The following is a 25,221-nucleotide window of genomic DNA, read 5'->3' on the forward strand; positions in this document are numbered from 1 at the left end:
CGTGAATGACGAGTTCAGCCTGTTGCGCGAAACCGCTGACGAACTCGGTCTGGAAATCCCGGTTCCGACCGTCCGACGCATCGACACCACCGTTGAGGGCCATCAGGTCAGCGCTTTGGCATGGGGTGCCCCGAGTCCGCGGGCGGTGTTTCTCCACGGGGGTGGGCAGAACGCACACACGTGGGACAGCGTCCTACTGACCCTGGGAATACCGGCGCTGGCGATCGACCTCCCCGGACACGGCCACTCGTCCTGGCGCGCCGACAGCGACTACTCGCCGGCACCCAATGCACAAGCCATCACCCCGGTGGTCGAGGAGCTGGCTCCCCAAGTCGAGCTGGTGGTGGGCATGTCACTCGGCGGACTCACCGCCATCCGCCTCGCGGCGACAGTCCCGAACCTCGTGCCACGCGCCGTCATCGTTGATGTCACACCGGAATCACCCAGCCGCGCAGCCGAACTCGAACGGCAGGCCCGCGGAACCGTCGCATTGATCGACGGGCCCCACGACTTCGCCGATCTCGCCGAGATCATCGACCGCACCCACGCTGCGGCACCACACCGATCGTTGACATCGATCCGCCGCGGCGTCATCCACAACACCCGGCGGCGCTCAGACGGCCGCCGGGAGTGGCGCTACGATCGGCTCCGCGAAGCGCCCCGGGCGCAACCGCTCTGGGACGATCTGCGAGCAGCCACGGCCCCGATGACTCTCGTCCGCGGTGGTCGATCCGCCTTCACTTCCGACGAGGACGTCGTGCGATTCCGCGACCGCCGGGCACACACCGACGTGGTGACGATCGACGGCGCCGGTCATTCGGTGCAGAGCGATGCCCCGCGAGAGCTCGCGACGCTGATCGCGCATGTGCTGGGACAGAGCTGATTTCACCGGACCAGCCCCTGCGGCCGGGCAACAGTGGGCGTTACCCGGGTCAGCCGTGTTCGGGGTGCGAGCGCCAGGAATGCCTGGGCTCGAACCCCAGTTCGCGGCGGGCCTTCTCGATGGTGAGCAACGCCTCGTTCCGTTCCAATGACCGTGTGACCGGAAAATGCTTGGCGACCAACTCTGCGGTCGACCTGTGCATGACCGTGTCCGGGTTCGCAATCAGATACACCGAGAGACCGGGGTTTTTGATGATCAGCGCCTTGCGACCCGCTTGAGCACCTAGCTAGGGCTGATCGGGCCGCAACGCCACGAACAGGCCCTCCGCCTCCGCACACAATATGTCCCCGTCGTGCAGTGTCGCCTTGAGAATGCGCTTGCGGCCTTCTTCGCTGACCAGCCAGGCGCGCAACTGCAAGGTCCGAGCGATCGGTGTGATGGAACGAAAATCGGTGTGCAGGTACGCAGTCCGTTGGGGCGGCCGACCCCCCGAGTTCGCCAGGCGACCAAGTATCTCGTCGAACATCAGCGGGATGGTGCCGCCATGGGCGGCGTTGTTGCCACCGAGAAAGTAAGGGCCGAAACGGACCGTCCCGCTCACATTGTCGCCGTCGGATTCGGTGACGACTATGGTCGGCGACATCGTCTGACCGCGGCCTGGGATGTCGGTTCGTCGTCCGAAGACCCGATCGCGTTCGCGCACGCCGAGTGGTTCGAGTTTTCGCGCCCAGCTACCGAGAACGGCGGACAATGACTCCAGGAGTTCGGGGTCGGGCTTCGCCTCGGCGAGGCGGTCCAGGAAATCCCCGAGGTTCTCGATCATCTCGCCGTACACGGCGCTGTATTCCGCTCCGCCGGAGAGCTCCGAGGAACGCCACGGGCGTTCTCCGCCATCGGAGAACCCCGCGGCGCCGGGTGGATGTTGCCCACTCAAGCGGGCACACTCCCGGTGTGAATCCGGGCCGCACGCAGACCCTCCTCGGTGCTCGGCGCCTCGATCCGCCACTCACCACACGAGCACCAGCAGTCGTAGTGATCTCCGTCGGCCGACGGAATGATCGCCTGCCCGTCGCAGTATCCGCCGGTGTTGGCGATCGACTGCATGAACTCCAACGGCTTCTCGTACAGCGAATTGTCTTCGTCGTGATCGCTCATGTGTTCACTCCTCAATTCTCGTCGGGTGCCAGACGGAAGACCGGCAGCATCCAGCCGTCGGTGATCGGGTGAAAGTCCACGGTCAGGGCCTGACCGATCTCCACGTCCTCCGGATCAACGTCGACGATGTTGGAGACCAGCCGTGCCCCCGGGGCATCCGGAAGGTCCACGACCACCGGTACCAGGGTGACGTCGGGCAATCCCGGAAAACCGTGCACCACGGCGAAGCTGTACACCGTTGCCGCTCCCGACAATTCGACCCAGTCCACATCCGTGGACTGACACTCGGGACAGTAAGGCGTCGGCGGAAGCCGGAAGTGCCCGCACGCAGAGCATTTCGGCGCGACGAGCCGGCCTTCCCGGGCTGCGGTCCAGAAGGGCTCGGTCACCGGATTCGTGGTGATCTGAACATAATCACTCGGTAGCGCGGTTGCGGTCGCCATCAGCTGGCCTTTCCCAAGATGAGTCCGGAGACCGGCAGCGACGCCGGTCCGCCGGTGATGAGAGCGTGTTCTGCGTCGGTGACCTGGTTGATCGCGGTCCCGCGCATCTGCTCCACACCTTCCACGATATGGGTCATACCGATGATGTACGCCTCGGACAACTGGCCGCCGTGGGTGTTCACCGAGATGTGACCGTCCTTGCGTTCCGGCGAGTAGCGGATGGCTCCGGACTCCACGAATGCACCACCCTCACCGCGATCACAGAACCCGTAATCCTCCAACTGCATGAGAACCATGGGGCTGAAGTGGTCGTACAGCAGTGCGACATCGATGTCGGACGGACCGAGACCTGATTGCTTGTAGAGGCGATCGGCGATCGGCTTGTTCCCGGCCGACGCGAAGTACTCGTCGGGCATCCCCATCCACGCGAACGCGCGACCCCAGTCCTTGGAGCCCCCGTGTGCGGCCGCGACGACCGGCACCGGCTTCTGCTTCAGATCCCGCGCCCGATCCATGCTGGTCGTGATCACCGCCACCGCTCCGTCGGTCTCCTGACAGAAGTCGTAGAGACACAACGGCTCGGCGATCATCCGCGCGTTGAAATAGTCCTCCTTGGTGAGCGGCACGCCTTGGAAGCGAGCCTTGGGACGGTTCTGCGCGTTCTCCCGCTCGGTGAGCGCGATCTCGCAGAACGCGTCGCGGCGCGTTCCGTAGAGGTGCATGTGACGCCGCGCCAGCACCGACATCAGATGCCCCGGTCCGGCCAGGCCGCTGGGCTGCAGGAAGGAGTTGATCGGGTCCGGAGCAACTGCGGAGAACACCGTGCCCAGACGTTGTTTCGCCTGCTGCAGCGCCATCACCGTCACGACGACGGTCGCGTCGCCGGCGACGATCGCGGCTCGGGCGAGACCGATCGAACCTGCCGAACCACCGCCGCCCGAGGTGAGCGAGGCGGTGAAGGTCACCTCGGGGATCCCGAGCGTCTCCATGAAGTCAGCCGTGTCCATCTTGTCGCCGTAACCGGCTCCTGCGCCGGAGTAGTAGGCGAATCCGTCGATGTCCTTGACCGACAAGGCCGCGTCCTCGCAGGCGGCCAGGATGGCCTCGCAGGCCAGCTGGGTGGTGGTCTGCGGCCACGACTCGCCGCGTCGGTAGTAGGGCGTGGCCCCGACTCCGACGATCGCGACGTCGCGCAATCCGTTGGCGTCCGCCATCGCGCTCATCCCTGGATCGCGTCGGTGCTCTCCGGCACCGGCGGAACGTCGGGGAACAGCTCATAGAAGACACCCTGGGTGATCCGCTCGACCGTTTCCGGCTTGGCGTGAGCGAACAACCCCTCGAGGGTCTTCTGGGTGTGTCCGAACGTCCCCTCCATGTGTGGATAGTCCGAGCCGAACATGACGTTCTTGTAGCCCATCGCCTCGTTGGCCGCGACGGCGGTCTCATCGTGCTGGAAGGACGCGTAGACCTGCGACATCAGGATCTCCTTCGGATCCCGGGCGAGCTTGGGTCGCACGGCCATGTGGTGCTGGCGGTATCCCTCGAGCAGGCGGTCGCCGAGGAACGGAATCCATGTGGCTCCACCCTCGGAGATGAGGATCTTGAGGTCGGGGTGACGATCCAGCGCGCCCGACGCGACCAATTTCATCGCTGCACGCTGACCGGAGAAGGTCGTCTCGGTGTAGTTCATGACCGCGCCGCCCGGTCCGCGAAACACCTGCCCGGCCCCGCCGGAGGTCATGTCGACCGGGTCGGTACCGATGTGGAAGGCCGGGACGATGCCCGACTTCTCGCAGATCTCCCAGAAGGGCTCCCACTCCTTGCGGTGCCAATCCGGCGCCGACGGATGGGGGGTGGTCGGCAGGAACACCGACTTGAAGCCGTTCTCGGCCAGCCACTCGATCTCCGAAACGGCGTCGTCGACGTCGAGGGTGGAGACCTGTCCGGTGACCACGTAGCGCTTCGACACCGGTGCCAGTTCGTCGCGCGCATATTCGTTGCTCGCCCGCATGCAGGCCTTGAGAAGCTCCGGCGTACGGAACGTCGATGCCCACATGCCCAGACTCGGGAAGATCACCTCGCCCCAGACACCCTCCTTGTCGAGGTCGGCCAGGCGTGCCACTGGGTCACGCACGCCCTGCGGCTTGTGGCTCTCCTCGATGAACTGGACCGCTGCCGACGTCGGCAGCTTGCGCCGGAAGGTCTGGCCGTCCACCGAGACCGTCTCCCACTCGCCGTCGGGATCCTTCTGCGACTTCGGGGTCAGTTCGGCCAGCGCCTTCGGCAGGCGGGCATCCCACACGTCATCGGGTTCGAGGAAGTGGGAGTCACCGGAGTTGGTCCACATCTTGGGCATCGATCATCGCCTCCAACGATTGTCTGTGAGAACGCCGGGACCGACATCCTCAAGGGCTAATCAGAGTATTCATCTAAACAATTAGGCTGTCAAGCTTTTCTAAGAGTAGATCATTAGATATTCTCGTGGCACACTGTCCACGCCCTCAGCGGAGCTGTACGCAATCCCGAGACAAGGGGTAACCCATGACCAAACGCCGACATGTCACCGGCGAGGCGACGCGTACCGCGCTGATGGTCGCCGCGGAGCGACTCTTCGCCGAGCGCGGCGTCGAAGGCGTGACGATGCGGGAAATCCAGGAGCGCGCGGGTCAATCAAACGCGTCGGTCATCGCCTACCATTTCGGGTCCAAGACCGGCTTGGTCCAGGCCCTGATCCGATGGCGCCACACCGAGCTCGACCGACGACGTTCCGAGCTGCTCGATCACGCGCGCGAAGCCGACCGGGAACACGACCCCAGGTCCGTTGTGTGGCTGGTGGTCCGCCCGCTGGCGGAGTCGATCGCCGCCGGTGAAATGTTCGTTCCGTTCCTTGCTCGACTCAGCGAGAATCCACGGGCGACGCTCGACTACTGGCCGGCCGACATCGATGACGGTTCGACCGACCTCATGGAGAAGCTCGTCGGCGGGGCGATCGCGGACATGCCCGATCGGTTACGCCGGGGCCGGGCGTTTCAGCTCTACAACAGCGTGCTGAACCTGCTGGGCGAGCAGGCCCGGGCCGCGCATCCCATCAGTGAGGTGCAGTTGCACAACTACGTCGACGCCTGGGTCGGGATGCTCACCGCGCCGGCCTCTGAGGACACCCGCGCCCTACTCGCCGGGGGATAGGTCAGCGGATCTGGGACACGAGGTGCCCGACGTCGGCCAGGGCACGCAGTGCGTCGTTGAGGTGAGTGCAGCCGGCCACGCCCTGCAACCGTTCGAGGACTGTCGTGCGCAAGTTCGCGATCGGCGAGCCGATCAATCCATCCACCCCGAACACGGCGAGGGGACACTCGGCATACGGCAGGACGTGCGGTTCGGGAGTGACCTCCACGAGGGTCATCGACTCGGCATCGATGCGTGCGGTCAGTCCGTACTCGTGCACCGCGATCCGACCCCCAACCGGTCGAGTCGATGAGTCCTGGAACATCGAGTCGACCCACACGTCACGGCCATCCCGCCAGACGTCGATGCGCCTCGCGCGGCGCATCGACAGCTCGGAGATCTGCTCGATGTCGTGCCAGGCAAGGGGGTCGTCGTTGGCTTCGAGAGGCTCGACCTGGCGGGTCCGATGCGTCCATCGGGAGGTGCCGTCGGGCGCGAGACCACTCGATCCCGGCATGAATCCGGTACAAATGCCGGTCATGTCGCGCTGCCGAGCGGTCCCGGCCGCCCCCGGAGCGAGCAGACTCTCGCTCGGGTACCACTGAGCAAACGCGAATCCCGAGATCAACGTGGCCCCCGGGATGTCGTCGAGCATCAGGTCGACCGGGTCGGCCCCCGTGACTCCGCCTACCTTCGCCGATAGTGCGCGGCGGAATCCACTGCCGGCACGCTCCCCGACCAGATCGCCGATGCCCGGCCGGTCCGGCGCCGTCGCAATCGTGATCGCCTCGACTCGACGATCGGTCGCCACAGTGACACGCATCGAACTGCGGGCGATTGCGACACCGTCGCGTCCTGTGGTGACCAGGTCACGCCCACGTCCGTCGAGGGTCAGCCGACTTCCCCACCCGTCGGCCCAGCGCATATCGATCGTGGTGGTCCTTCGCACCGAACCCGGTCGGCGCGGAGGCGCCGATACGGCCGGCCCCCGCACTCTGGCGCGCGGATCTGCTGGGTCCACGGGCCCGATGCCCTCGACGTCGATCAGACTCATCAGCTGTTCGCTCCTCACCCCTCGGTGTCGTCGGAGACGCGCATGGCGTTATTCCATTTTCAGTGCAATTATTTTACTATTATGGATGTTAGCGGCGCTGGAGTCCAGCGTCACCCTACGTGCCTCGGCATGCCGCCGCGGAAAGGCAGTTTGAGCGTTATGACCACCCACTCCCGATCGAATTCCGGCGCCGCTCGCGTGGGCACGGTCATGCGCGCACCGAAGACGGCCGAACTGATCGCCGGACACCTACGCCGCCAGATCGTGCAGGGTGAGTTGGAGCCCGGCGAGACCCTACCGCCGGAAATGACGCTGATGGATCAGTTCGGCGTGTCACGACCCACGCTCCGCGAGGCGTATCGGATTCTGGAGGCGGAGAGCCTGATCGGAGTGCGCCGTGGAGCACGCGGAGGCGCTCAGGTGCTCGAACCCGATCCGATTGTCGCAGCCCGACACGTCGGCCTGTTGCTACAGCTGCAAGGGACCACGATCCAGGACGTGTACCAGGCCCGCATGGTCAACGAGCCGGTCTGCGCACGCATGCTCGCCGCGATCCGCACCGATCAGGATCTCGACGACCTGCGCCTGGTGGTTGCCGACCTCAGCGCGCTGGTCGAGTCGGGACCCAGCGCAGCGCCCGACATGTCCCAATGGAGCCACAACACCTACCGTTTTCACGAGTTGATCCTGCAGCGATGCGGCAACACGACGCTGGCCATCCAGGGCGCGGTGTTGGCAGATATCGTGGAGACCCATTTGGTGCAGGCGATCTCCCAAGGCATGCTGGAAGAGGAGAATCTACAGCCTGCCCGCTTCGAGAAGACGCTCCGTTCGTACCGAAAGATGATCCGGTTACTCGAAACGCACGACGGTGCAGGCGCCGAGCTGCACTGGCGGTCGCATATGGAGATCGCCGCCGGTTACATATTTCGGTTCGACCCCAGCAATCTCCCATTGGTCGACATCGTCAAGTGATGAGCTGCGCAGGGCCCGCGATCGACGTTGATCGCGGGCCCTGCGCGTGTTCAGAGTGATTGCCGCAGAATCAGATCCGCTCGATAATCGTCGCGTTGGCCATGCCGCCACCCTCACACATCGTCTGCAGACCGTATCGTCCGCCGGTGGATTCCAGGTGGTTGAGCAGGGTGCCCAAGATACGGGTTCCCGAGCCGCCGAGCGGATGGCCGAGCGCGATCGCGCCGCCCCGCGGATTGAGCTTGTCCTGATCGGCATTGAACTCGCGCGCCCATGCCAGCGGCACCGGCGCGAACGCTTCGTTCACCTCGTAGGCATCGATCTCGTCGATCGAAAGCCCCGACTTGGCCAACGCCTTGTGCGTCGCGGGGATGACACCGTCGAGCATCACCAGCGGGTCCGAACCCGTGACGGCGAAGGTGTGGAAACGGGCGCGGGGCTTGAGACCGAGTTCATCGGCCTTCTCGGCGCTCATGATCAACGCTGCGGATGCGCCATCGGTGAGCGGTGACGAGTTGCCCGGCGTGATCACCCAGTTGATCTCCGGGAAGCGCTGTGCGAACTTCTCGTCGGCGAAGGCCGACTTCAATTGCGCGAGTCCTTCGGCGGTGGTGGTGGAACGGACCGTTTCGTCGGCGACATGGGTCGATCCGTCCGGCAGTGCGACCGGGATCATCTCGTTGGCGAATCCGCCATTCGCGGCGAACTCCGCGGCACGCGCGTGTGACCTCGCCGAGAAGGCGTCCAGCTCTTCGCGATCCAGCTTCCACCGCGCCGCGATCAGCTCTGCGCCGATGCCCTGGTGCGCGAGGCCGGCAGGATACCGCTCGGCCAGCGGCCCATAAGGATTGGTTCCCGGCAGCGCCGCTGCGCCCATCGGAACACGGCTCATCGACTCCACGCCACAGGCGATGACGATGTCCTGAGCACCGGACAGGACGGCCTGCGCGGCAAAGTGTGCGGCCTGCTGGCTCGACCCGCACTGCCGGTCGATGCTCGTACCCGGCACCGCTTCCGGGAAACCGGCGTGCAGCAATGCGGTCCGGGCGATGTTGAGCGCCTGATCGCCGGCTTGGCCCACGCAGCCGGCGATCACGTCGTCGACGAGTGCCGGATCGAGGTCATTGCGCTCGACCAGCGCGCGCAGTGTCTGTGAGAGCAGGACGACGGGATGTACGTCGGACAGCGCGCCGCCGGGCTTGCCCTTGCCGGACCCGGTCCGGACGATGTCGACGATGACTGCTTCGGTCATGATTGTTCCTCACGCTTGCATTACAGTTTATTTATTTAACCATTAGTGCCATGTTTGGGGCAACGTGCGAGCCGAACACGGCACCGGCGATGCGGGGGCCCACGTCTGCGGAAACAACCGGTTTCGCCGTCAGCTCACGAGCCTGCCCGTTCCATCCAGAAGTCGAGTTCGAGTTCTTCCTCTCTGGCGCATGACCGGTAGACCGACATATCAGTGACACCGGCTTCGGCAAGGACCTCGTCGTCGATGAGACATTGCCCGGTTCTCTCACCACTCGGCGTGGTGAGAATGACGTAAGCGGCATCGCGCACGATGTCGGTGGTGCGGCTGCGCGAGACGAGTTCCGCGCCAAGGACATTGCGAACGGCTGCCGTGTCGATCGTCGTACGCGGCCAGAGAGAGTTGGCCGCGATCCCGTAGTCCGCCAACTCGCGGGCCAACCCGATGGTGACCAGTGACATCGAGAACTTCGAGATCGTATAGGCGAGATGAACCTGGTCGATCCATTTGGGGTCCAGAGAGATCGGCGGCGACAAGGTCAGGATGTGTGCATTGTCCGACTTCTTCAGATACGGGATCGCGCTTCGCGACAACGAGAAGGCACCACGGGCATTGATGTCCTGCATGAGGTCGTAAGCCTTCATGCTCATCTGCTCGGTGGGAGCCAGATTCAGCGCACTGGCGTTGTTCACGACGATGTCGATGCCCCCGAACTGTTCGGCGGCGGCCGCCACGGCGGCGTCGACGTTGTCGTCGTCACGTACGTCACCGACGATGGGCAGCGCGTGCCCACCGGCCTCCTCGATGGCCTTGGCGGCCGTATAGATGGTGCCGGGTAGCTTCGGGTGGGGTTCGGCGGTCTTGGCGAGCAGTGCGATGTTGGCGCCGTCTCGCGCTGCGCGAACGGCGATGGCTTCACCGATCCCACGGCTACCGCCCGACATGATGATGGTTTTTCCGGCCAGTGACGGCACTATGTACTCCTTCGTTGTGAAAATGTCCCGGCGGTCCTCGACCGCGACGGTGGGATCCGAGGCCGCTGTCACCGCGCGCCGATGGGAAGGCGGCGCAGGTCTTTTCGTCGGATGGCCTGGGGCTCGAACGCCACATCCGCGCGACTGATCGTCTCGCCCGGAGCCACGATCTCGTCGATCCGGTCCAGGATATCGTCGTCGAGGTGGACCTGTGCCGACGGCAGTTGGCTCTCGAGTTGTGCCAACGTGCGTGGACCGATGATCGTCGATGTCACGGCGGGATGAGCGAGAGTGAATGCGAGCGACAGCGTGATCAGGTCCAGTCCCGCATCTGCGGCGACTGAGTCGAGGCGGGTGAGCAGTTCATGCTTCGTGTCGGCACCCGGACCGTCGGCAGTCCACGTGCCGCGTCCCACGCGTGCGAACCGTGAATCCGATGCCATCGCGGTGTCGGCGCGGTATTTGCCGGTCAGCCATCCACCGTTGAGCGGACTCCAGACGATCGCACCCATGCCGTAGCGCAGGCAGGTGGGAAAGACGTCGCGCTCGGCACCGCGTACGAAGATCGAGTACGGCGGCTGCTCGCACCGAAACCGGACGTGACCGCGACGCTCGGCCGTCCACTGCGCCTCGACGATCGCCTCCGCGGCGAAGGTAGAGGTGCCGACCATCCGCACTTTGCCGTCCCGAACGAGGTCGGACAGGGCGCCCAGCGTTTCGTCGAGATCGGTGTACTCATCCTGACGATGGACCTGATACAGGTCGATGTAATCCGTCTTGAGCCGACGGAGGCTGTCCTCGCAGGCTTGGACTATCCACCGCCGCGACGCGCCACGATGATTGCGATCGCGGCTCATCGGGTTGAAGAACTTGGTCGCGAGGATGATCTTGTCGCGCCGCCCCTGCAGCGCCGTACCGACGATCTCCTCGGACTGCCCCGCCGAATACACGTCGGCCGTGTCCACGAAATTGATGCCGCCGTCCAACGCGGCATCGATGATCGTCCGGCATTGCTCGGCGTCTGTGTCACCGACTGCACCGAACGACATCGCACCCAAACACAGTTTGGATACCTGGATACCAGGTCTGACCCAGGTGGCGCATCTGCATGATTTCGATTCCTTCGTGCCCCGCTGCCGCGGCGCCCATGGTGGCGGTCGTCGCCCGCTGAGGCGACCGATATGGCGCAAAAACAGTGCATTTAGTTGTACAATAGTCGATGGTGGCCGACAATCAAGGCCAACCCGACCGGTGGCCCACCCACCACGACGAAGAGCCGAGACGATGAGCGTCTACGAATCCGTCCATGCCCGAACCCTGGTCGTGCACATGGACCGCCCAGCCAAACGCAACGCGATCGACCGCCAGATGGCGCAGAGCATCAGGTGCCGCCCTCGACCGACTCGACGACGACGACCAGCTGTGGGTCGGCGTCATCACCGGCACCGACACCGTGTTCTCGGCAGGCACCGACCTGGCCGCCGGCCGGGATGCGAAAACCGATCGTGGTGGCGAGTACGGTCTGATCCGACGTCGACGCACAAAACCGCTGATCGCGGCCGTCGAGGGGCCGGCTTTGGGCGGAGGATTCGAGATCACGCTCGCGTGCGATCTCATCGTCGCATCCACCTCTGCACGGTTCGCGCTGCCCGAGACGCGCCGTGGCGTCATCGCGAGCTCCGGCGCCCTGTTCCGGGCGACCCGTGCCCTGCCGCCGGCGATCGCCAAGCAACTCCTCATCACCGGCGCCGGCCTGTCCGCTGAGCGGGCCCACCACTTCGGTGTGATCAATACCCTCGCCGCGCCCGGCAAGGCCCTCACCGAAGCACGCGCGCTCGCGGAGGACATCTGCCAGTCCTCTCCGATCGCGGTACGCCAAACCCTGGCCGCGATGGCCGAGCAGGACGAGGACGCCGACAAGATAGGTTGGGCCGCCACCGGTCGGGCGATCGACGTGGTCACGGCATCAGAGGACATGCAGGAGGGGGTTCGCGCCTTCTTCGAACGCCGGGCACCGGAATGGACTGGAAAGTGACGTCCTGCTGAGCGCTCGACCGTCGGGTCGAGGTCGCGATCGTGAGGAGAGGGGTGTCGCGATCATTCCGGTGCAAGGCCACCGTTCCCACCACTGCGCACTGCGGTACATTCACCCCAAGAACCGTCAGCCGGTTGACGATTCACGTCGACCGAACTCCGGGAGGATCATCGTGAGGGTTGAACCTGGCCAGGTTGCTGTCGTCACCGGAGGGGCCAGTGGAATCGGGTACGGACTCGCGGCCGGGCTCGGATCCCGCGGAGTCAAGATCGTGCTCGCCGACATCCGCGAACCCGGACTGGCCCAGGCGAAAACAAGCCTGACGGACCGGGGGATCGACGTCCTCGCCGTTGTGAACGATGTCAGCGATCCCGACTCGGTCCAGCAGCTCGCCGATGCCACGATCCGGCACTTCGGCCGGGTGGACATCGTCTGCAACAACGCCGGAGTCGTTGGCGCACAGGCACCGATGTGGGAGCAGCAACGTCAGACGTGGCAGTGGCTCATCAACATCAAGCTGATGGGTGTGGTGCATGGGGTCACGACGTTCGCGCCGCTCCTACTCGAGCAGGGCACCGGCCACATCCTCAACACGGCGTCCGCCGGCGGTTTGATGCCACTGCCCACGATGACACCCTATAACGCGACGATGCACGCCGTGGTCGGTCTCACCGAAACCTTGAACATCGAATTACGCGGGGCTGCAGCTGGTGTCGGTGCTTCGGTGTTGTGCCCGGGCCGCGTCGCGACCGGGCTCGGCACCAACTCAGAAGCTCTCCAACCGGCGGCGGGTGTCGCGGCAATCGGCAATCCGCAGGATTCCGCAGAATCAGTCCTCGATCCGGCCGAGCTTGCGGAGCTGACCATCGCCGCTATCGAGGCGGGCACGGTGCACATCGTCGCCGGCGCGGGTGCGGCGGTGGGTGCGCGAACACGGCTCGACTCGGTTCTTCGTGATCTGACCCAACGTCCGTGACCTGAGGTCGTGCGTCGGCTGTCATTCGCGCAGGGCAGAGATGACATCCCGCCCGAACAGGTCGATCGTATCGGGATCGGCGCGGTCATGGAATCGGACGATCGCGAGCTCCACACCTCGATCCGCCTCGGACGCGAACCGTGCCGTCAGCTCGTCAGTCGTGCCGATCAGCGCAGGACCCCAACCTGATTCAGGCATTCTGCGAGCCGATCGTTCCGCGACCTTCGCCCGAGTCGCTTCGTCGGTCACAACGCCGACGGGATACTGCACCGAGATCTTCGCAGCTCCGCTCAGCGGTGCGAGTTCGTTGAATCTCGGCCGCGCGGATGCGACACAATTCCACCAGTCCGCATGCTTGGCGACCAGTGGCATCGTCAGTCGTTTTCCACCTCCACCGATATGGATGGGAATCGTCTCCTGTAGCGGAGTCGGCCGGCCGTAGGCGCCAGACAGCTGGAAGTGCTTCCCGGGGTAGTCGAACGGTTCACCGGAGAACATCAGCCGAAGTATGTCGATCGTCTCACCGAGTTGCTCGGCCCGTTCCTGCCGGGTGCCGACGTCGAAGCCGAACATCGCGAACTCGTCATCCACCGAACCCCACCCGAGGCCCAATTCGAGTCGGCCGCCGGAGATCTGATCCAGCGTGGCTGCCATCTTGGCAATCAGTGACGGGTGGCGAAAGGGATTGCATCCCACCAGGTGCCCCAAGCGGATCGTCGTTGTCGACGAGGCGATCGCAGACAACAGCGTCCAGCTCTCCAGGGCATCGAACTGCGGTGCACCGGGGGCATAGAGGTGGTCCATGACCCAGAAGGAGTCGAATCCGGCAGCTTCCGCACTGCGCGCAGCGGCGATCATTGCTGCAGCGTCGATTCCCAGTTGCGGTAGGAACAGACCGAACCGGAGCCCAGGGCGACGATGTTCAGTCATGTGTCAGTCGAACCAACCCTTCTTGAGTCGAATCGGCGACGGCTCTCCCGGCCAGATCGTAGATCTGGCCCCGGCACAGTGCGCGGTCTGTCCACGATCGGACCGTGGTCGTCTCGTGCAGCAGCCACGTCTGCGCATCGGGTCGGGGCGAAAACCACAGGGAATGGTCGAGACTGACTGCACGCAGGCGTCGATCACCCATGACCACACCCAGTGGCCCAAGTGACGCGCTGAGCAAGAACATGTCGGAGAGGTAGGCAACCGCCGCCGCGTGCAGCAACGGCTCCTTCGGCAGTGGGTCAGCCGGCCGCACCAGAAACCGCTGCCGCGGCGGCGCCGAGCCGGTCCGCAGCACACGCGAGCGCGCCGGCTCTTCGAAGAATCGGACGTCGAGTCGAAGCATGCTCGTCAACGCCGCCAGCCACGACCGCAACTGGCGAGCGTGGTCGTCATCGGCGGGCTCAGGTGTCCATGACGCCTGACCCGCATCGACGGCCGGATGGTCGGCTTCGGGATGCGCGTCACTGACGGGACGTAGCGAGAGTTCCACGGTTGCCAGCAGATCGGCCCCCTGGACAGCCACAACGCGTCGCCTAGCACTGGACCGCCCATCACGCGTGGCGTCTACTCGGTAGTCGATCGGACGCGCCCAGTCACCTGGGCGCTCAAAATACGCGTGTAGTGAATGCGGGAGATACCCCGGGGGGACCGTGCGGCCGGCGGCCGTCACCGATTGACCGAGAAGCTGACCGCCGAAGACATTCCCAGGGAGCCCGAGACGTGGCGCGCCCCGAAAAACCATGTCACCCAGCTGTGCCGGGTTCAAGATGTCAGCCAGATTGTCTGTCGTCATGCGAGCCCGTTCAGGTGGTCACGCACGAATCGGTCGACCAATTCGGCGTCGACGCGATCATCGGCACACAAGTGCGCCGTAGCGCACAGGAAGACGTGCAGGTCCTCCAGTGCAAAGTCGGCAGGAAGCGAACCCTCCTCGTGCGCCCGGTCGATGAGGCCCTGGCCACGTCGTCGAATCTCGCTACGGCGCTGCGCCAAACCTGGCGTGTCCTCCGGACTGCCCAGAACCACATCGACCAGCCCACGACCCCCCAGTAGCGTCAATGTCGATGAGTATCGTTGGACGGCATCAAACGCAGAACTCATGGACTCGACCTCGTCCAGTTCGCTCTCGACCTCGGTCAGGAGATCTGCCAACACGGCCTCTATCAGATCGTCGCGGGTGGCAAAGTGTCGGTACAGCGTCCCGATCCCCACACCGGCAGCTGTGGCGACCGCGGCGGCGGACAAGTCGAACCCCCTGTCCCAGAGTTGCTCCCGACCGATCTCCAGCAACCTCTCGCGATTGCGAAGTCCGTCGGTGCGGGGCCGTCGCGCCGGCGCATGTGGGCGGCTCATCGCACCTTCAGTGTGCCGCCGTCGATCGATATCGTCTGCCCGGTGACGAATCCGGCACCTTCGGAAGCATAGAACGCCATCACGGGCACGAAGTCGTTGACGATGTCTCCTAGTCGGCCACCGATCGGGATGCGTTGAGCCATGATCGCGTCGTGCTGAGTCAATTGATCCTCGGTCATCTCCGACCGGGTCTTGTCGTACATCGGTGTCCAAATCGCCGGCGCGATCGCGTTGACCGTGATGCCGTATTGCCCCCATTCGGCGGCGACGGTGCGCGTCCAGGCGAGGACTGCGCCCTTACTCGCCGAATAGGCCGCCTTGCGCGGCAACCCGTCGAGACCTGCGGCGGAAGCAAAGTTGAGGATAGCTCCGCCGTGATCTCGCAGATGCCGGAATGCGGCTTGATTGGTCAGCATCGTGCCGGTGGCGTTGATCGCCATCACCGTGTTCCACAAGTCCAGCGGGGTCGATTCCGACGGGGCAAAAGGCGCAATACCCGCCGCATGGATCAAGACATCCAGTCCGCCAAGGGTTTCCACTGCCGCATCGATGGCTCGATCCACCGAGGCCTGATCCGAGACATCAACCTGCTGGAACGTTGCGCCCACCTCGTCTGCGACAGTGCGTCCTACGCTCTCGACGAGGTCCAGCGACACCACCCGCGCTCCGAGTTCGGGAAACGCACGCACGAGGCCCTCCCCCATGCCGCTGGCACCACCGGTGACGATGACGCGACGGCCGTTGAGATCTTGTGCGCCCATCCGGTTGCCTTTCGCGTCACTTAAACGGAGCTATTGACTCCTGTTTGATCTCTTACCATAGAGCTCAGGCACAACGCCACGCAAGGGTGCTGCCCTCTTCAGGGATGGGCGTTCACCAGCGCACGCGTGAGGAAATCAGCGAGACCAGTGGTGAAGACGTCGTTGTCGTCTCCCGCGACCATGTGCCCGGCCGCGCGCACATCGACCACCTCGATCTGCGGGATGAGCTCCCGCATCTCGGCGACTCCCTCGTCGGAGACGACGTCTGAGCGCAGACCTCGTATGAGCAGGAACGGACAACCGACACTGCGAGCGGCCGCGAGGGATCGTTGGTATGCCGCTGCACTGTTCGGATGCTCCGGACTGTCCGACGCGTCATCGAGGTCGAGACTGCGCGGATCCCAGTGCCAGTGCCACCGCTCGTCTCGCAGCCGGAGATTCTTCTTCAAGCCCTCCAGCCCGCCGGTCCGACGTCGGTGCGGGTTGTAGGCCGCGATCGCCTCGGAGGCCTGCTCGAGACTCTCGAATCCATTGGGCGCACTCCGCATGAAATCGCGTACCCGCGAGCTACCGGACTCTTCGATTCTGGCCGCGACATCGACCAGAACCACGGCCTGCGCGAGTCCCTCGTTCTCGCCGGCGGCCAAGAGCGAGATGATGCCGCCGAGAGAGGCCCCGACCAGCGCCAGCGGTAGTCCAGGATCACGACGCCGGACCTCGGCGATCAGTGCCAGTAGGTCATCGAGGTGTCCGGACAGCCCGTAATCGGCATCCTGTGCCCATCCGCTGTCACCGTGCCCACGCAGATCCACCGCGTAGGTGATCCAGCCAAGTGCCGCCAGTCGCTCGCCGGTCGTGCGCCAGGAATGCCGTGTCTGACCTCCACCGTGGAGCAGGACCACGATTCCGCCGGTCGCCAGGCCCGTCCAACGGTCGGCTGCCAGCTCGAGTCCGGCGCCCGGAAGGGCGACGCGGGCATGTGAGGTGTCATCGGTTGCCATGAGCGCCCTTCAGGTTTCCAGAATCGTCTCCAGCGCGGTTCGCTGCTCCGCGGTCAGCGGGGTCGACCGCTTGCGGTCGGGAGCCAGTCGGGCCAGCACGATCGTGATGACCGCACAGACCACATCTTCTTGGTATAGCACCACCCGGAAACCCAAGCTGCTCACACCGAGCCGGATCAGACCGGTTTCCGCGCAGACATCGCCGACGAACAATTCCCGGTTGAACTGCGCGGTCACGTCGACGACACCCAGGTCGCGGGCGGGCAACGGAGCGCCACACGTATCGACGAGCAATGAGTTCCAGGCGTCGGACGAGTACTCCATCGCAAGATAGAACGGGACATGGGCGCTCGCGGGTACCGTGCCGTCACGCTCCGGGCGATGTGAGATGGGGGCCGCATACGACTTCACCGTCTGAGTATGTCCCGATATCCGGTCGATGTCTGCGCTGTTCGCACAACACAACTCAAATATCCATGCGTGACAAAGGAATGCACCGGTGCGAGTCGAGGCCTGGCCGAACCGGCCCAGCTCATGAGATCGTGAGTGCAGGGCTCCTCGAGAGGTCGAAAGAGTCGGATTGAGCAGTCGGGACAGTTGGTCCACGCGCGAGCCGACGCGGCCCGCCCGACCATGTCAGGAGAGAGATGAACCAATCAGAACTGGTGATCGTCGAGCATTCAGGGCCCACGTGCACCATCACCCTCAATCGCCCGGAGGCCCGCAATGCACTGTCGCAGGCGCTGAACCATGAACTCGTGGCCGCCGTTGACGACGTGGACGCAGACCCGGCCGTGGCGGTCATCCTGTTGACCGGTGCCGGTGGGTCTTTCTGTTCCGGAGTGGATTTGAAGGAACTCGCGCAGAGGGGGTTCACCGGAAGCGAGAAGACCGAGAACTGCATCGATCGCGTCGCCGCCTGCACGACACCAGTTGTCGGACTCGTGGACGGGCCGGCCGTGACCGGCGGCTTCGAGCTTGCGCTGGCGTGCGATTTCCTCATCGCATCTGCGACGGCTCGGTTCGCCGACACCCACTCTCGGGTAGGTATCGTCCCGGGCGGTGGGCTCACCGCACGATTGGCGGAGGCGGTAGGGATTCGCCGGGCCCGGCAGCTCAGCGCCACCGGGCAGTACGTCGATGCAGCCACCGCCCTGCACTGGGGATTGGTGAACGAAGTAGTCGAGCCGGAACAGTTGCGCGACCGCGGCCTGGCCATCGCCGAATCATTCTGCGCCGCCGATCCGGCCACCCTGAACCAGGTGTGGGCTCTGTACGACTCGCAGTCCGAGGATCGGCTCACCGTTCCCCTCGCCCGTGAGACCGAGATCAACCGGACCTGGACCGCACACGTGAGCTCGTTGGCCGAATCCACCGCAGCTGTTCTGGATCACGGCCGGGCTCAGAACGCCGACCGTCGATGAGGCCGCCACGCCAGGTGTCCGTCATACCACCCGATTGTCACTCGCCCGGCGCCGTGACCCGTCGTCGGTCTCGGCACCGGGCGGAGCTCGCCACAGTTGTCGCACTGGTGAACTAAGAGCCCGCCGGACCACCCGGCATCTTGAGCAGCGATCCCGCATCGACCCGCAGTTGTTGACCGGTGACGTAGCGGGAATCGTCTGAGGCGAAGAACAGCACCGCATTCGAGATGTCCACGGGTTCCACATACGGGATGGGCATCGCCTGGAACATAGTGAAGGCCGGCTCCACGTCTTCGCGCGTGGGATTCTCCAGGTCGGGACGGAACATCGAGTAGAGGCCGTCGTTGTGGAGGAGGTGCGTATTGACGTTGGTCGGATGGATCACATTGACCCTGATGAACTCTGGTGCCAGATGCAAGGCGAGCTGCTCGGCGTAACCCATCACCGTCTTCTTCGCCCAGCCGTATCCGGCAGAACCGGGACCCATCGCCGGATTGTCCGTCGTGTTCGGCAGCATCGCTGCCGTCGATCCGGTGATCACCACCGAAGCATGCTTACCCAGGTGCGGCATCGCCACAGCGACCGCGTTCATCACACCGACGAGATCGACGTCCACCGCATCGACGAAGTCCGATGCGTGCGGGTCGCCCATGGCCATCGGCAGGATGCCGGCGTTCGCCACGACGACGTCGAGACGGCCAAGCGCTGCCAGTCCCTCGTCGAGCGCCGACTTCAGCTGCTGCCGGTCACGCACGTCGGCCTTGACCGTGACGATCCGACGATCGAACTTCTCGACGAGCTTGGCGGTCTCGGCCAGATCCTCCTCGGTGGCAAGCGGATATGGGTTCGACTCGATCTGCTCGCAGATGTCGACCGCGATGATGTCCGCACCCTCTTCGGCAAGCCGTACCGCGTGGCTTCTCCCCTGCCCGCGTGCCGCACCGGTGATGAATGCGACTTTGCCTTCGACTCTTCCGGCCATGATTGATTCTCCTCGTTTGTGTTCGGTGTGGATGGTTGTCAGGCGATATCGAGCGGCAACGTTGTGGCGACTGCCTTGGTCTCGAGGTAGGTCTCGAGTCCCTCGATGCCGCCTTGCCTGCCCACGCCGCTGTGCTTGTACCCGCCGTAGGGCGAGTCAGACCCGTAGAACATGCCACCGTTGATCATGAAGGAACCCGTGCGGACGCCACGGGCAATCGTCAGTGCTCGTTCCGGGGATGTGGTGAAGACGTTGCCCGACAATCCATAGATGCTGTCGTTGGCGATCCTGATCGCGTCCGCATCGTCATCGAACGGCGTGACCGACAGCACCGGCCCAAAGATCTCGGCCTGCGAGATCGCAGCCGCATTGTCCACGTCGGCAAAGAGGGTCGGTTGCACGAAGTAGCCCTGGGGCCTGTCCTCGGGAATCCTGCCACCGACGATCAATCGGCCACCCTCGGCCTCGCCACGTCTGATCAGCTCAAGAATGTTGGTTCGCTGCTTCTCCGTGATCACCGGCCCACAGAAGACGCCGGGATCGGCCGGATCGCCATAAGGGATTGCCGCGTAGATCTCTTCCAGCGCGGCTACCGCTTGGTCGTACTTTGACCGATGGACGAGCAGCCGGGTCGGCAACGCGCAGCCCTGTCCTGCGTGCATGCACGCCGACATCGCGGCGGGTAGCGCCGATGCGAGATCCGCATCGTCCAACACGATTCCAGCGCTCTTGCCGCCCAGTTCGAGGAGTAGTTTCTTGAACGTGGGGGCCGACTTCTCGGTGATCAGCCGACCCGTCCTGGTCGACCCGGTGAACGAGATCATGTCGACGCGCGGGTCCGTCACCAGTCGCTCGGCGACGGCGATGTCACTGGTGGTGATGATGTTGACGACGCCGGCCGGGATCTCGGTCTTCTCCGCGATCAGTCGCCCGACCCGGGTCGCATTCCACGGCGTCTCCGATGCCGCCTTGATGACCACGGTGTTTCCGGTCGCGAGAATCGGACCGAGCTTGTTGATCAAGATCTCAAAGGGAAAGTTCCACGGGATTATGCCGGCGACGACTCCGACAGGTTCCTTGAACACATGCCGCATGTTGGTGATACCGAGCAACGAGCTGTCGGAAAGGCGGCGGTGCCACGGCAGGCCCGCGACCGCTTCGGCCGGCCAGAGGAGACCGTCTGACAATGGCCAATCAAGCTGTGCCATATAGGTTGTCATCAGTGGCGCACCTGCTTCGATGACCAACTCCAGTCGAAAGTCCTCTGCCTCGGCACTGATCGCCTCATGCAGTTGATGGAGGCAGCGTTGCCGGAACTCGAGGTCCGTGGCCCAGGACGTGTTGTCAAAGGCGCTCCGGGCGGCCGCAATAGCCGCGTCCATATCGGCGGCGGTGGAATCGGCGGCAACACCCACCTTCTCACCGGTCGCGGGATTCACGACGTCGAATGTCCCCCCTGCGCCCGCGTGTCGCAGAACTCCATCGAGGAGAATCCGCTCCTCGTGTGTGACCGAAACCGATTGTGGTGCTGACATTTGCGTCCTCCGATCCCGCACCTGCGTGTGCGGGCAAGCTGTGTTCCGTGTCACAGACGCTACCTTTTGGGCCTCAGAACCACAACCCATTGACGTAGTAGGGTTTCGTGCAGAGGGAGGGCATATGGCCGAGCTTCACAAGACGGAGACGAATCGCGGGGGGCGGCCCCGTGTCACGGACAAGACCGCCATCGCGGCGGTCGGTTTGCGACTGTTCGCCGAACGCGGCTTCGACTCGGTCACCATGGCAGACATCGCCGACGCATGCGGCATCGGTCGCAGCACCCTCCTGCGGTACTTCGCCGCGAAGGCCGACATCCTCTGGGATCGCTCGGCCGACGAAGTGGCGGCGCTGGCCGAGAAGCTACGGGCAGCGCCGACGTCCGCGGATCCGGTTGGGGTGCTGTGCGTGGAGCTGCCGGCGATGCTCGGCTACCTCGATTCCGAATTGGATCTGCTGCGTACGCAAGTGCGAATCATTGCGGAGTCGTCGAACGGTTGGCCCCTCGGGTCGACCAGGTTCAGCTCCTGGGAATCCGTGGTGACCCTCTTCATCACGTCCCGCACCGATCACCGGCCTGGCGATCTGTTCACACAGCTCTTGACGCAAAGCCTCTTCAATGCCGGCTGGACGGCACTCACGGTCTGGGCCGAATCCGATGAGCAGCGGCCGGACCGGCTGCTGCAGGAGGCATTCGGCTTGGTGCGCGGCGGTTTCACCAGCACCTGATGTGAGCGACGAACGCGAGATCGTCGCGCTCAGTCCCACATCAGACCACCATCGATGAGCAGGGTGTGTCCGGTGACGAAACCCGCCTCGTCGGAGAGCAGGTACGCGACGGCCGCCGCAACCTCCTCCGGCCGACCCATCCGACCCACCGGGATCAGATCTGCCCACTGCTCCTGTTGGTCGGCGCCGAACGCGATGATTCCCTCGGTCAGAATCGTGCCGGGACCGACCGCGTTGATCTGTATGTTTCGCCGCGCGTACTGTAGCGCGGCATTCTTCGTCAGTCCCACGACACCGTGCTTGGCGGCGGTGTAGGCGGCCATGCCGGGCGCGTTCTTGGTTCCGGCATTCGACGCCATGTTCACGATCTTGCCGTGTCCGGCCTGGACCATGTGGGCCAGTTCTCCACGCATACAGAGGAACGTACCGCGCAGATCCACACCCATCACCGCATCCCACTCGGCGATCGACAGCTGATGGAGGTCTCCGGGGGTATGGGCGATTCCCGCGTTGTTCACGGCAAGATCGAGACCTCCGAGGTAGTCGATCGACTCGGCGATCAACGCCTCCACACCGTCGGCATCGGAGACGTCGGCCTGGATGAACGAGGCCTGGCCACCGGCGCCCACGATCGTATCGACTGTGGCTGCTCCCCCCTCGGCGCTCACATCCGAAACAACCACCCGCGCTCCGTCACTCGCGAGGCGGACGGCAATCGCCCGACCCAGGCCCGAGCCCGCGCCGGTGACCAACGCGCCGGCATTCTCAAATGTCATCTTCGTCTCCGTTGACGTGCGTGCGATGTGTCGATCAGGGCTGGCCGGGCAACAGCCGGACGAAAAGCGCTTCTGCCTCGGCGCAGACGAGGTCACCATCGGAGATCGTTCCGGTCACGAAGGTCTTTCGACCCTCGATCTTCTCGATCCTCGCGTCGACGCGCAGTGCTCGCAGCACCGGGGTGACGCTGCGATAGTTCACATTCAGGAATGCCGTCCTCGAGTTGGGTTGGCCTCTGCGGCTGACGAACATACCGAGTAGATCGTCGAACAACATGGGGATGACTCCGCCATGGACGGCGCCTCCCCCACCCATGTGCGCGTGGTTGAACGTCACGGTTCCGGCCAGGGAGGTGTCTGATGTGTCGGTGGCCTCGTACTTGACCAGCATCGGGTGTACATCGCTGCCCATCTCCCGGTCCCGTGCCACGCGGTGACCCTCGGGCGCCTCGAACTCTTTGAGCCGCTTCGTCACATCCGCGACGGCCGCCGTCAGTTCCAGAGTGGCCGCCGGTGGCGGTGCCACCAAGCACAGGGTCTCCTGCAGATCCCGAAACGCATCTATCAGGTCGACAAAGGATGTGGTGTCGTACGCCGGCGCCTCGGTCATCGTCGCTCTCTCTGTGGGGTTCGGCGATCGATCACCGGATCAGGCCTTCGCTGATCACGGCCAGGTCCGCCTTGAGATCGGAGAAGCTTCGGCTCGTGGGTTCGATGGTGATCCAGGTGACCCCGGCGTCCTCGTAGGCGGCCAGCTTCGGTGCGACCCTGGCGACGAACTCAGTGGCGCCTCCCGATCGCAGCGCATCGCTTTCGAACGGGACAAACGAAACGTCGATGTCAGGTTTGCCAAGTTCGGCACGTCGTTTGTTCTGCCCGCTGATCTGGATGCCGAGTGATTCGATGTCCTCGAGCGGCGGGGTCTTGGTGATCGCCGCCATTTCGGCCTTCTGTGCGATCGGCATCCAACCGTCCGCCTTCTCGGTCACCCGCCGACGCGCGGCCCGGCTGTTGCCACCGATCCAGATCGGCGGACCGCCGTCGGTCAGTGGCAATGGCAGCGCGATGTGCCCGGAAACTCCGAATGCCGGACCGTCGTGTTCCTCGCCTCGCCATGTGGCCCGCATGGCGTCGATGCCCTCGTCGAAAAGCTTCCCGCGGCGCGCATAGTCCGCGCCAAGCGCCGCGAACTCCGACTCGAGATATCCGGCACCGAGTCCGAGAGTGACCCGACCACCGGACAGAAGGTCGAGACTCGCAACGGCTTTGGCACCCCAGATAAGGACTCCGATATCCGACCACCATCAGATAGGTGATCAACCTGATGTTCTTGGTGGCCTGGGCCGCCATCGACAACGAGACGAACGGATCAAAGGCATGGTGTCCGCCGTTGGCCAGCCATTCGCGGTCGGGATAGGGATGCTCACTCATGGAGAAGCCGTCGAACCCGGCGTCTTCGGCACAACGCGCGACTTCACCGAGACTGCCGTCGCCGATCCAGTCGCGGTAGTGTTTGACAGCTCGCATGGGAAACATCAGATTGAACTTCACAGCCATGATCACACCTTCACTTGAACAGTTCGCGGGCAATCACTACCCGCTGCACCTCGGTGGCGCCTTCGCCGAGGCGTTTCACCCTCAGATCGCGAAACCACCGTTCCAGCGGCAGCTCGTCGGAAAGTCCTAGGGCGCCGTGGATCTGGATGCACTTGTCGATTATCTTGTAGGCCACCTCAGTGCCATACATCTTGGCGATGGAGGCGTCGACCTTGACGTCCTTGCCGAGATCGGCGTTCCAGGCAGCCTGATACATCAGCAGCCGGGCCGCCCGGAGTTCCACCTCGGCATCGACCAACATCCAGGCGATGCCCTGCTTGTCGGAGAGCTTGCCGCCGAACACTTCGCGCTCTTTGGCCCATCGGCACGCGGCGTCGAGCGCCTCTTGTGCGATCCCGATCGGGCCGGCCGCGTAGATGATCCGACTGTAGATCAGGAAGTCACTGGCCAGCCTGAACCCGCCACCCTCGGCACCGATCAGATTGGAGGCCGGGAGCCGCACATCGTCGAAGTGCAGCTCGAAGGGTGAAAACGACGCCATCACACCGATGCGGTGCAAGGACATTCCGGGAGTGTCCTTTTCAACGATGAAGCAGGAGATCCCCGCTCGCCCCTCGCCGGTCCTGGCATACACCACTCCCCAGTCGGCGTTCTCTGCGTGTGAGGTCCACATCTTGCTGCCGTTGAGCACGTAGTGGTCGCCATCTCGGACTGCTCTGAGGCTGATCGCACGTGCCGGATCGGAACCGCCGTTCGCTTCGCTGATCGCGGTATAGGCCTTGGTCATCGTGCCGTCGAGAATCGGTTGCGCGAACTTCTCGAACTGTTCGGCCGAGGCTTTGAACATCACGTTGGGCGGATTGCCGCCGAAGGCGCCCAACGCCGGGAAGAACGCTCCCATCCGGCACTTGGCCGCCTCTTCGGCCACCACGACTTGCCCGAGGACGCTCAGACCGGCACCCCCGTACTCCTCTGGTGTCTGCAGCGCCCACAGGCCAAGGCCGCGGGCCTTCTCCTGCAGGGGAATTAGTTGATCGCGGGGCAGGCCCGCCGCATCGTGCGGAAGGGTCGCCTCGAGCGGATGGACCTCTCGCTCCATGAACCGACGCACCGTCTCGCGGAGCATCCGCAACTCTTCGGGCAACTCCCATGAGCCGAGCGGCGGGCCCTCGACGTCGGTGACGGTGTCCACGGTCATCT

The 25,221-nt window shown here is 64.4% G+C and carries 27 protein-coding genes and 2 pseudogenes; 7 read left to right on the forward strand and 22 right to left on the reverse strand.

The annotated features are described in order from the left end of the window. The first annotated feature begins 1 nt into the window (after window position 1). On the forward strand, window positions 2–883 hold the full coding sequence (locus tag RVF83_RS17325) for an alpha/beta fold hydrolase (protein ID WP_005199488.1): 882 nt from the start codon (window positions 2–4) through the stop codon (window positions 881–883). 286 nt (window positions 884–1,169) lie between these two features. Here the strand turns inward: RVF83_RS17325 and RVF83_RS17330 are convergent, their stop codons facing one another. Genes RVF83_RS17330 through RVF83_RS17350 form a run of 5 tightly spaced genes read right to left on the reverse strand, consistent with a single transcriptional unit; the run spans window position 1,170 to window position 4,837 of the window. Continuing rightward, entirely contained in the window at window positions 1,170–1,817 is a 648-nt protein-coding gene (locus RVF83_RS17330; RefSeq protein ID WP_247602472.1) for a PaaI family thioesterase, read from the reverse strand. Beyond that, entirely contained in the window at window positions 1,814–2,038 is a 225-nt protein-coding gene (locus RVF83_RS17335) for a hypothetical protein (RefSeq protein ID WP_005199491.1), read from the reverse strand. Before RVF83_RS17335 ends, RVF83_RS17330 begins: the two co-directional genes overlap by 4 nt. 11 nt (window positions 2,039–2,049) lie before the next feature. Next, entirely contained in the window at window positions 2,050–2,481 is a 432-nt protein-coding gene (locus RVF83_RS17340) for a Zn-ribbon domain-containing OB-fold protein (protein ID WP_005199492.1), read from the reverse strand. Beyond that, entirely contained in the window at window positions 2,481–3,695 is a 1,215-nt protein-coding gene (locus RVF83_RS17345; protein WP_005199493.1) for a thiolase C-terminal domain-containing protein, read from the reverse strand. Before RVF83_RS17345 ends, RVF83_RS17340 begins: the two co-directional genes overlap by 1 nt. Window positions 3,696–3,700: 5 nt before the next feature. After that, entirely contained in the window at window positions 3,701–4,837 is a 1,137-nt protein-coding gene (locus tag RVF83_RS17350; protein WP_005199494.1) for an amidohydrolase family protein, read from the reverse strand. A gap of 185 nt (window positions 4,838–5,022) precedes the next feature. On the opposite strand from RVF83_RS17350, the gene RVF83_RS17355 reads away from it, so the two are divergent. Continuing rightward, entirely contained in the window at window positions 5,023–5,667 is a 645-nt protein-coding gene (locus RVF83_RS17355) for a TetR/AcrR family transcriptional regulator (protein WP_005199495.1), read from the forward strand. A 1-nt stretch (window position 5,668) separates the two neighbouring features. Here the strand turns inward: RVF83_RS17355 and RVF83_RS17360 are convergent, their stop codons facing one another. Beyond that, entirely contained in the window at window positions 5,669–6,700 is a 1,032-nt protein-coding gene (locus RVF83_RS17360) for a DUF2889 domain-containing protein (RefSeq protein WP_157226853.1), read from the reverse strand. Window positions 6,701–6,910: 210 nt separating this feature from the next. Between RVF83_RS17360 and RVF83_RS17365 the strand changes: the two genes are divergently transcribed. Then, complete coding sequence (locus RVF83_RS17365; RefSeq protein WP_255220728.1) at window positions 6,911–7,675, forward strand: FadR/GntR family transcriptional regulator; 765 nt, start codon at window positions 6,911–6,913, stop codon at window positions 7,673–7,675. 70 nt (window positions 7,676–7,745) lie between these two features. Here RVF83_RS17365 and RVF83_RS17370 read toward each other — a convergent pair whose 3' ends face one another. The 3 genes from RVF83_RS17370 to RVF83_RS17380 form a co-directional block, all read right to left on the reverse strand. Continuing rightward, on the reverse strand, window positions 7,746–8,927 hold the full coding sequence (locus RVF83_RS17370) for a thiolase family protein (RefSeq protein ID WP_005199498.1): 1,182 nt from the start codon (window positions 8,925–8,927) through the stop codon (window positions 7,746–7,748). 134 nt (window positions 8,928–9,061) lie between these two features. Further along, window positions 9,062–9,901, reverse strand: coding sequence for an SDR family oxidoreductase (locus RVF83_RS17375; protein ID WP_005199499.1), 840 nt, complete (start codon window positions 9,899–9,901; stop codon window positions 9,062–9,064). A 68-nt stretch (window positions 9,902–9,969) separates the two neighbouring features. After that, the gene (locus tag RVF83_RS17380; protein WP_005199500.1) at window positions 9,970–10,950 is read right to left on the reverse strand and encodes an aldo/keto reductase; all 981 of its coding nucleotides are present in this window, start codon (window positions 10,948–10,950) and stop codon (window positions 9,970–9,972) included. Window positions 10,951–11,207: 257 nt separating this feature from the next. On the opposite strand from RVF83_RS17380, the gene RVF83_RS17385 reads away from it, so the two are divergent. Further along, a complete protein-coding gene (locus RVF83_RS17385) occupies window positions 11,208–11,936 on the forward strand; it encodes an enoyl-CoA hydratase-related protein (RefSeq protein WP_005199501.1) in 729 nt (242 codons plus the stop codon). Window positions 11,937–12,108: 172 nt separating this feature from the next. After that, complete coding sequence (locus RVF83_RS17390; RefSeq protein ID WP_005199502.1) at window positions 12,109–12,912, forward strand: SDR family NAD(P)-dependent oxidoreductase; 804 nt, start codon at window positions 12,109–12,111, stop codon at window positions 12,910–12,912. Window positions 12,913–12,933: 21 nt separating this feature from the next. Here RVF83_RS17390 and RVF83_RS17395 read toward each other — a convergent pair whose 3' ends face one another. The 7 genes and pseudogenes from RVF83_RS17395 to RVF83_RS17420 all read right to left on the reverse strand — a co-directional run bounded on the left by RVF83_RS17395 (window position 12,934) and on the right by RVF83_RS17420 (window position 17,428). After that, entirely contained in the window at window positions 12,934–13,770 is an 837-nt protein-coding gene (locus tag RVF83_RS17395; RefSeq protein WP_247602471.1) for an LLM class flavin-dependent oxidoreductase, read from the reverse strand. Window positions 13,771–13,834: 64 nt separating this feature from the next. Continuing rightward, the gene (locus RVF83_RS17400; protein WP_051989315.1) at window positions 13,835–14,425 is read right to left on the reverse strand and encodes an acyl-CoA thioesterase domain-containing protein; all 591 of its coding nucleotides are present in this window, start codon (window positions 14,423–14,425) and stop codon (window positions 13,835–13,837) included. A 30-nt stretch (window positions 14,426–14,455) separates the two neighbouring features. After that, window positions 14,456–14,695, reverse strand: a pseudogene (locus RVF83_RS23755) (acyl-CoA thioesterase domain-containing protein); the annotation flags it as partial. Beyond that, window positions 14,692–15,255 (reverse strand): TetR/AcrR family transcriptional regulator, encoded by a 564-nt coding sequence (locus RVF83_RS17405; protein WP_005199505.1) that lies wholly within the window; start codon window positions 15,253–15,255, stop codon window positions 14,692–14,694. The pseudogene RVF83_RS23755 and the gene RVF83_RS17405, both read right to left, overlap by 4 nt. Next, entirely contained in the window at window positions 15,252–16,016 is a 765-nt protein-coding gene (locus RVF83_RS17410; RefSeq protein WP_005199506.1) for an SDR family NAD(P)-dependent oxidoreductase, read from the reverse strand. The genes RVF83_RS17405 and RVF83_RS17410 overlap by 4 nt, the downstream gene beginning before the upstream one ends. A gap of 98 nt (window positions 16,017–16,114) precedes the next feature. Continuing rightward, complete coding sequence (locus RVF83_RS17415) at window positions 16,115–17,017, reverse strand: alpha/beta fold hydrolase (RefSeq protein WP_005199507.1); 903 nt, start codon at window positions 17,015–17,017, stop codon at window positions 16,115–16,117. A 9-nt stretch (window positions 17,018–17,026) separates the two neighbouring features. After that, a complete protein-coding gene (locus RVF83_RS17420; protein WP_039880727.1) occupies window positions 17,027–17,428 on the reverse strand; it encodes an acyl-CoA thioesterase in 402 nt (133 codons plus the stop codon). 236 nt (window positions 17,429–17,664) lie between these two features. On the opposite strand from RVF83_RS17420, the gene RVF83_RS17425 reads away from it, so the two are divergent. Beyond that, window positions 17,665–18,441: an enoyl-CoA hydratase gene (locus RVF83_RS17425; RefSeq protein WP_005199509.1), complete on the forward strand. Its 777-nt coding sequence runs from the start codon at window positions 17,665–17,667 to the stop codon at window positions 18,439–18,441. Between the two features lie 112 nt (window positions 18,442–18,553). Here RVF83_RS17425 and RVF83_RS17430 read toward each other — a convergent pair whose 3' ends face one another. Both RVF83_RS17430 and RVF83_RS17435 read right to left on the reverse strand, forming a co-directional pair. Continuing rightward, window positions 18,554–19,423 carry a mycofactocin-coupled SDR family oxidoreductase gene (locus RVF83_RS17430; RefSeq protein WP_005199510.1) on the reverse strand — a complete coding sequence of 290 codons (870 nt, stop codon included), beginning with the start codon at window positions 19,421–19,423 and terminating at the stop codon, window positions 18,554–18,556. Between the two features lie 38 nt (window positions 19,424–19,461). Then, window positions 19,462–20,958, reverse strand: a complete 1,497-nt coding sequence (locus tag RVF83_RS17435) for an aldehyde dehydrogenase family protein (RefSeq protein WP_039880729.1) — start codon at window positions 20,956–20,958, stop codon at window positions 19,462–19,464. Between the two features lie 244 nt (window positions 20,959–21,202). On the opposite strand from RVF83_RS17435, the gene RVF83_RS17440 reads away from it, so the two are divergent. Beyond that, window positions 21,203–21,688: a TetR/AcrR family transcriptional regulator gene (locus RVF83_RS17440; RefSeq protein WP_247602469.1), complete on the forward strand. Its 486-nt coding sequence runs from the start codon at window positions 21,203–21,205 to the stop codon at window positions 21,686–21,688. A 29-nt stretch (window positions 21,689–21,717) separates the two neighbouring features. On the opposite strand, the gene RVF83_RS17445 is transcribed toward RVF83_RS17440, so the two are convergent. The 4 genes and pseudogenes from RVF83_RS17445 to RVF83_RS17460 form a co-directional block, all read right to left on the reverse strand. Then, a complete protein-coding gene (locus RVF83_RS17445) occupies window positions 21,718–22,464 on the reverse strand; it encodes an SDR family NAD(P)-dependent oxidoreductase (protein WP_005199513.1) in 747 nt (248 codons plus the stop codon). 34 nt (window positions 22,465–22,498) lie between these two features. Beyond that, complete coding sequence (locus RVF83_RS17450) at window positions 22,499–23,074, reverse strand: hotdog domain-containing protein (RefSeq protein WP_005199514.1); 576 nt, start codon at window positions 23,072–23,074, stop codon at window positions 22,499–22,501. 31 nt (window positions 23,075–23,105) lie between these two features. Further along, window positions 23,106–24,021 (reverse strand): annotated as a pseudogene (locus tag RVF83_RS17455) (LLM class F420-dependent oxidoreductase). Window positions 24,022–24,031: 10 nt separating this feature from the next. After that, entirely contained in the window at window positions 24,032–25,219 is a 1,188-nt protein-coding gene (locus RVF83_RS17460) for an acyl-CoA dehydrogenase family protein (RefSeq protein ID WP_005199516.1), read from the reverse strand. Window positions 25,220–25,221: the final 2 nt, after the last annotated feature.

It is taken from the genome of Gordonia rubripertincta (assembly GCF_038024875.1).
Lineage (GTDB): Bacteria > Actinomycetota > Actinomycetes > Mycobacteriales > Mycobacteriaceae > Gordonia > Gordonia rubripertincta.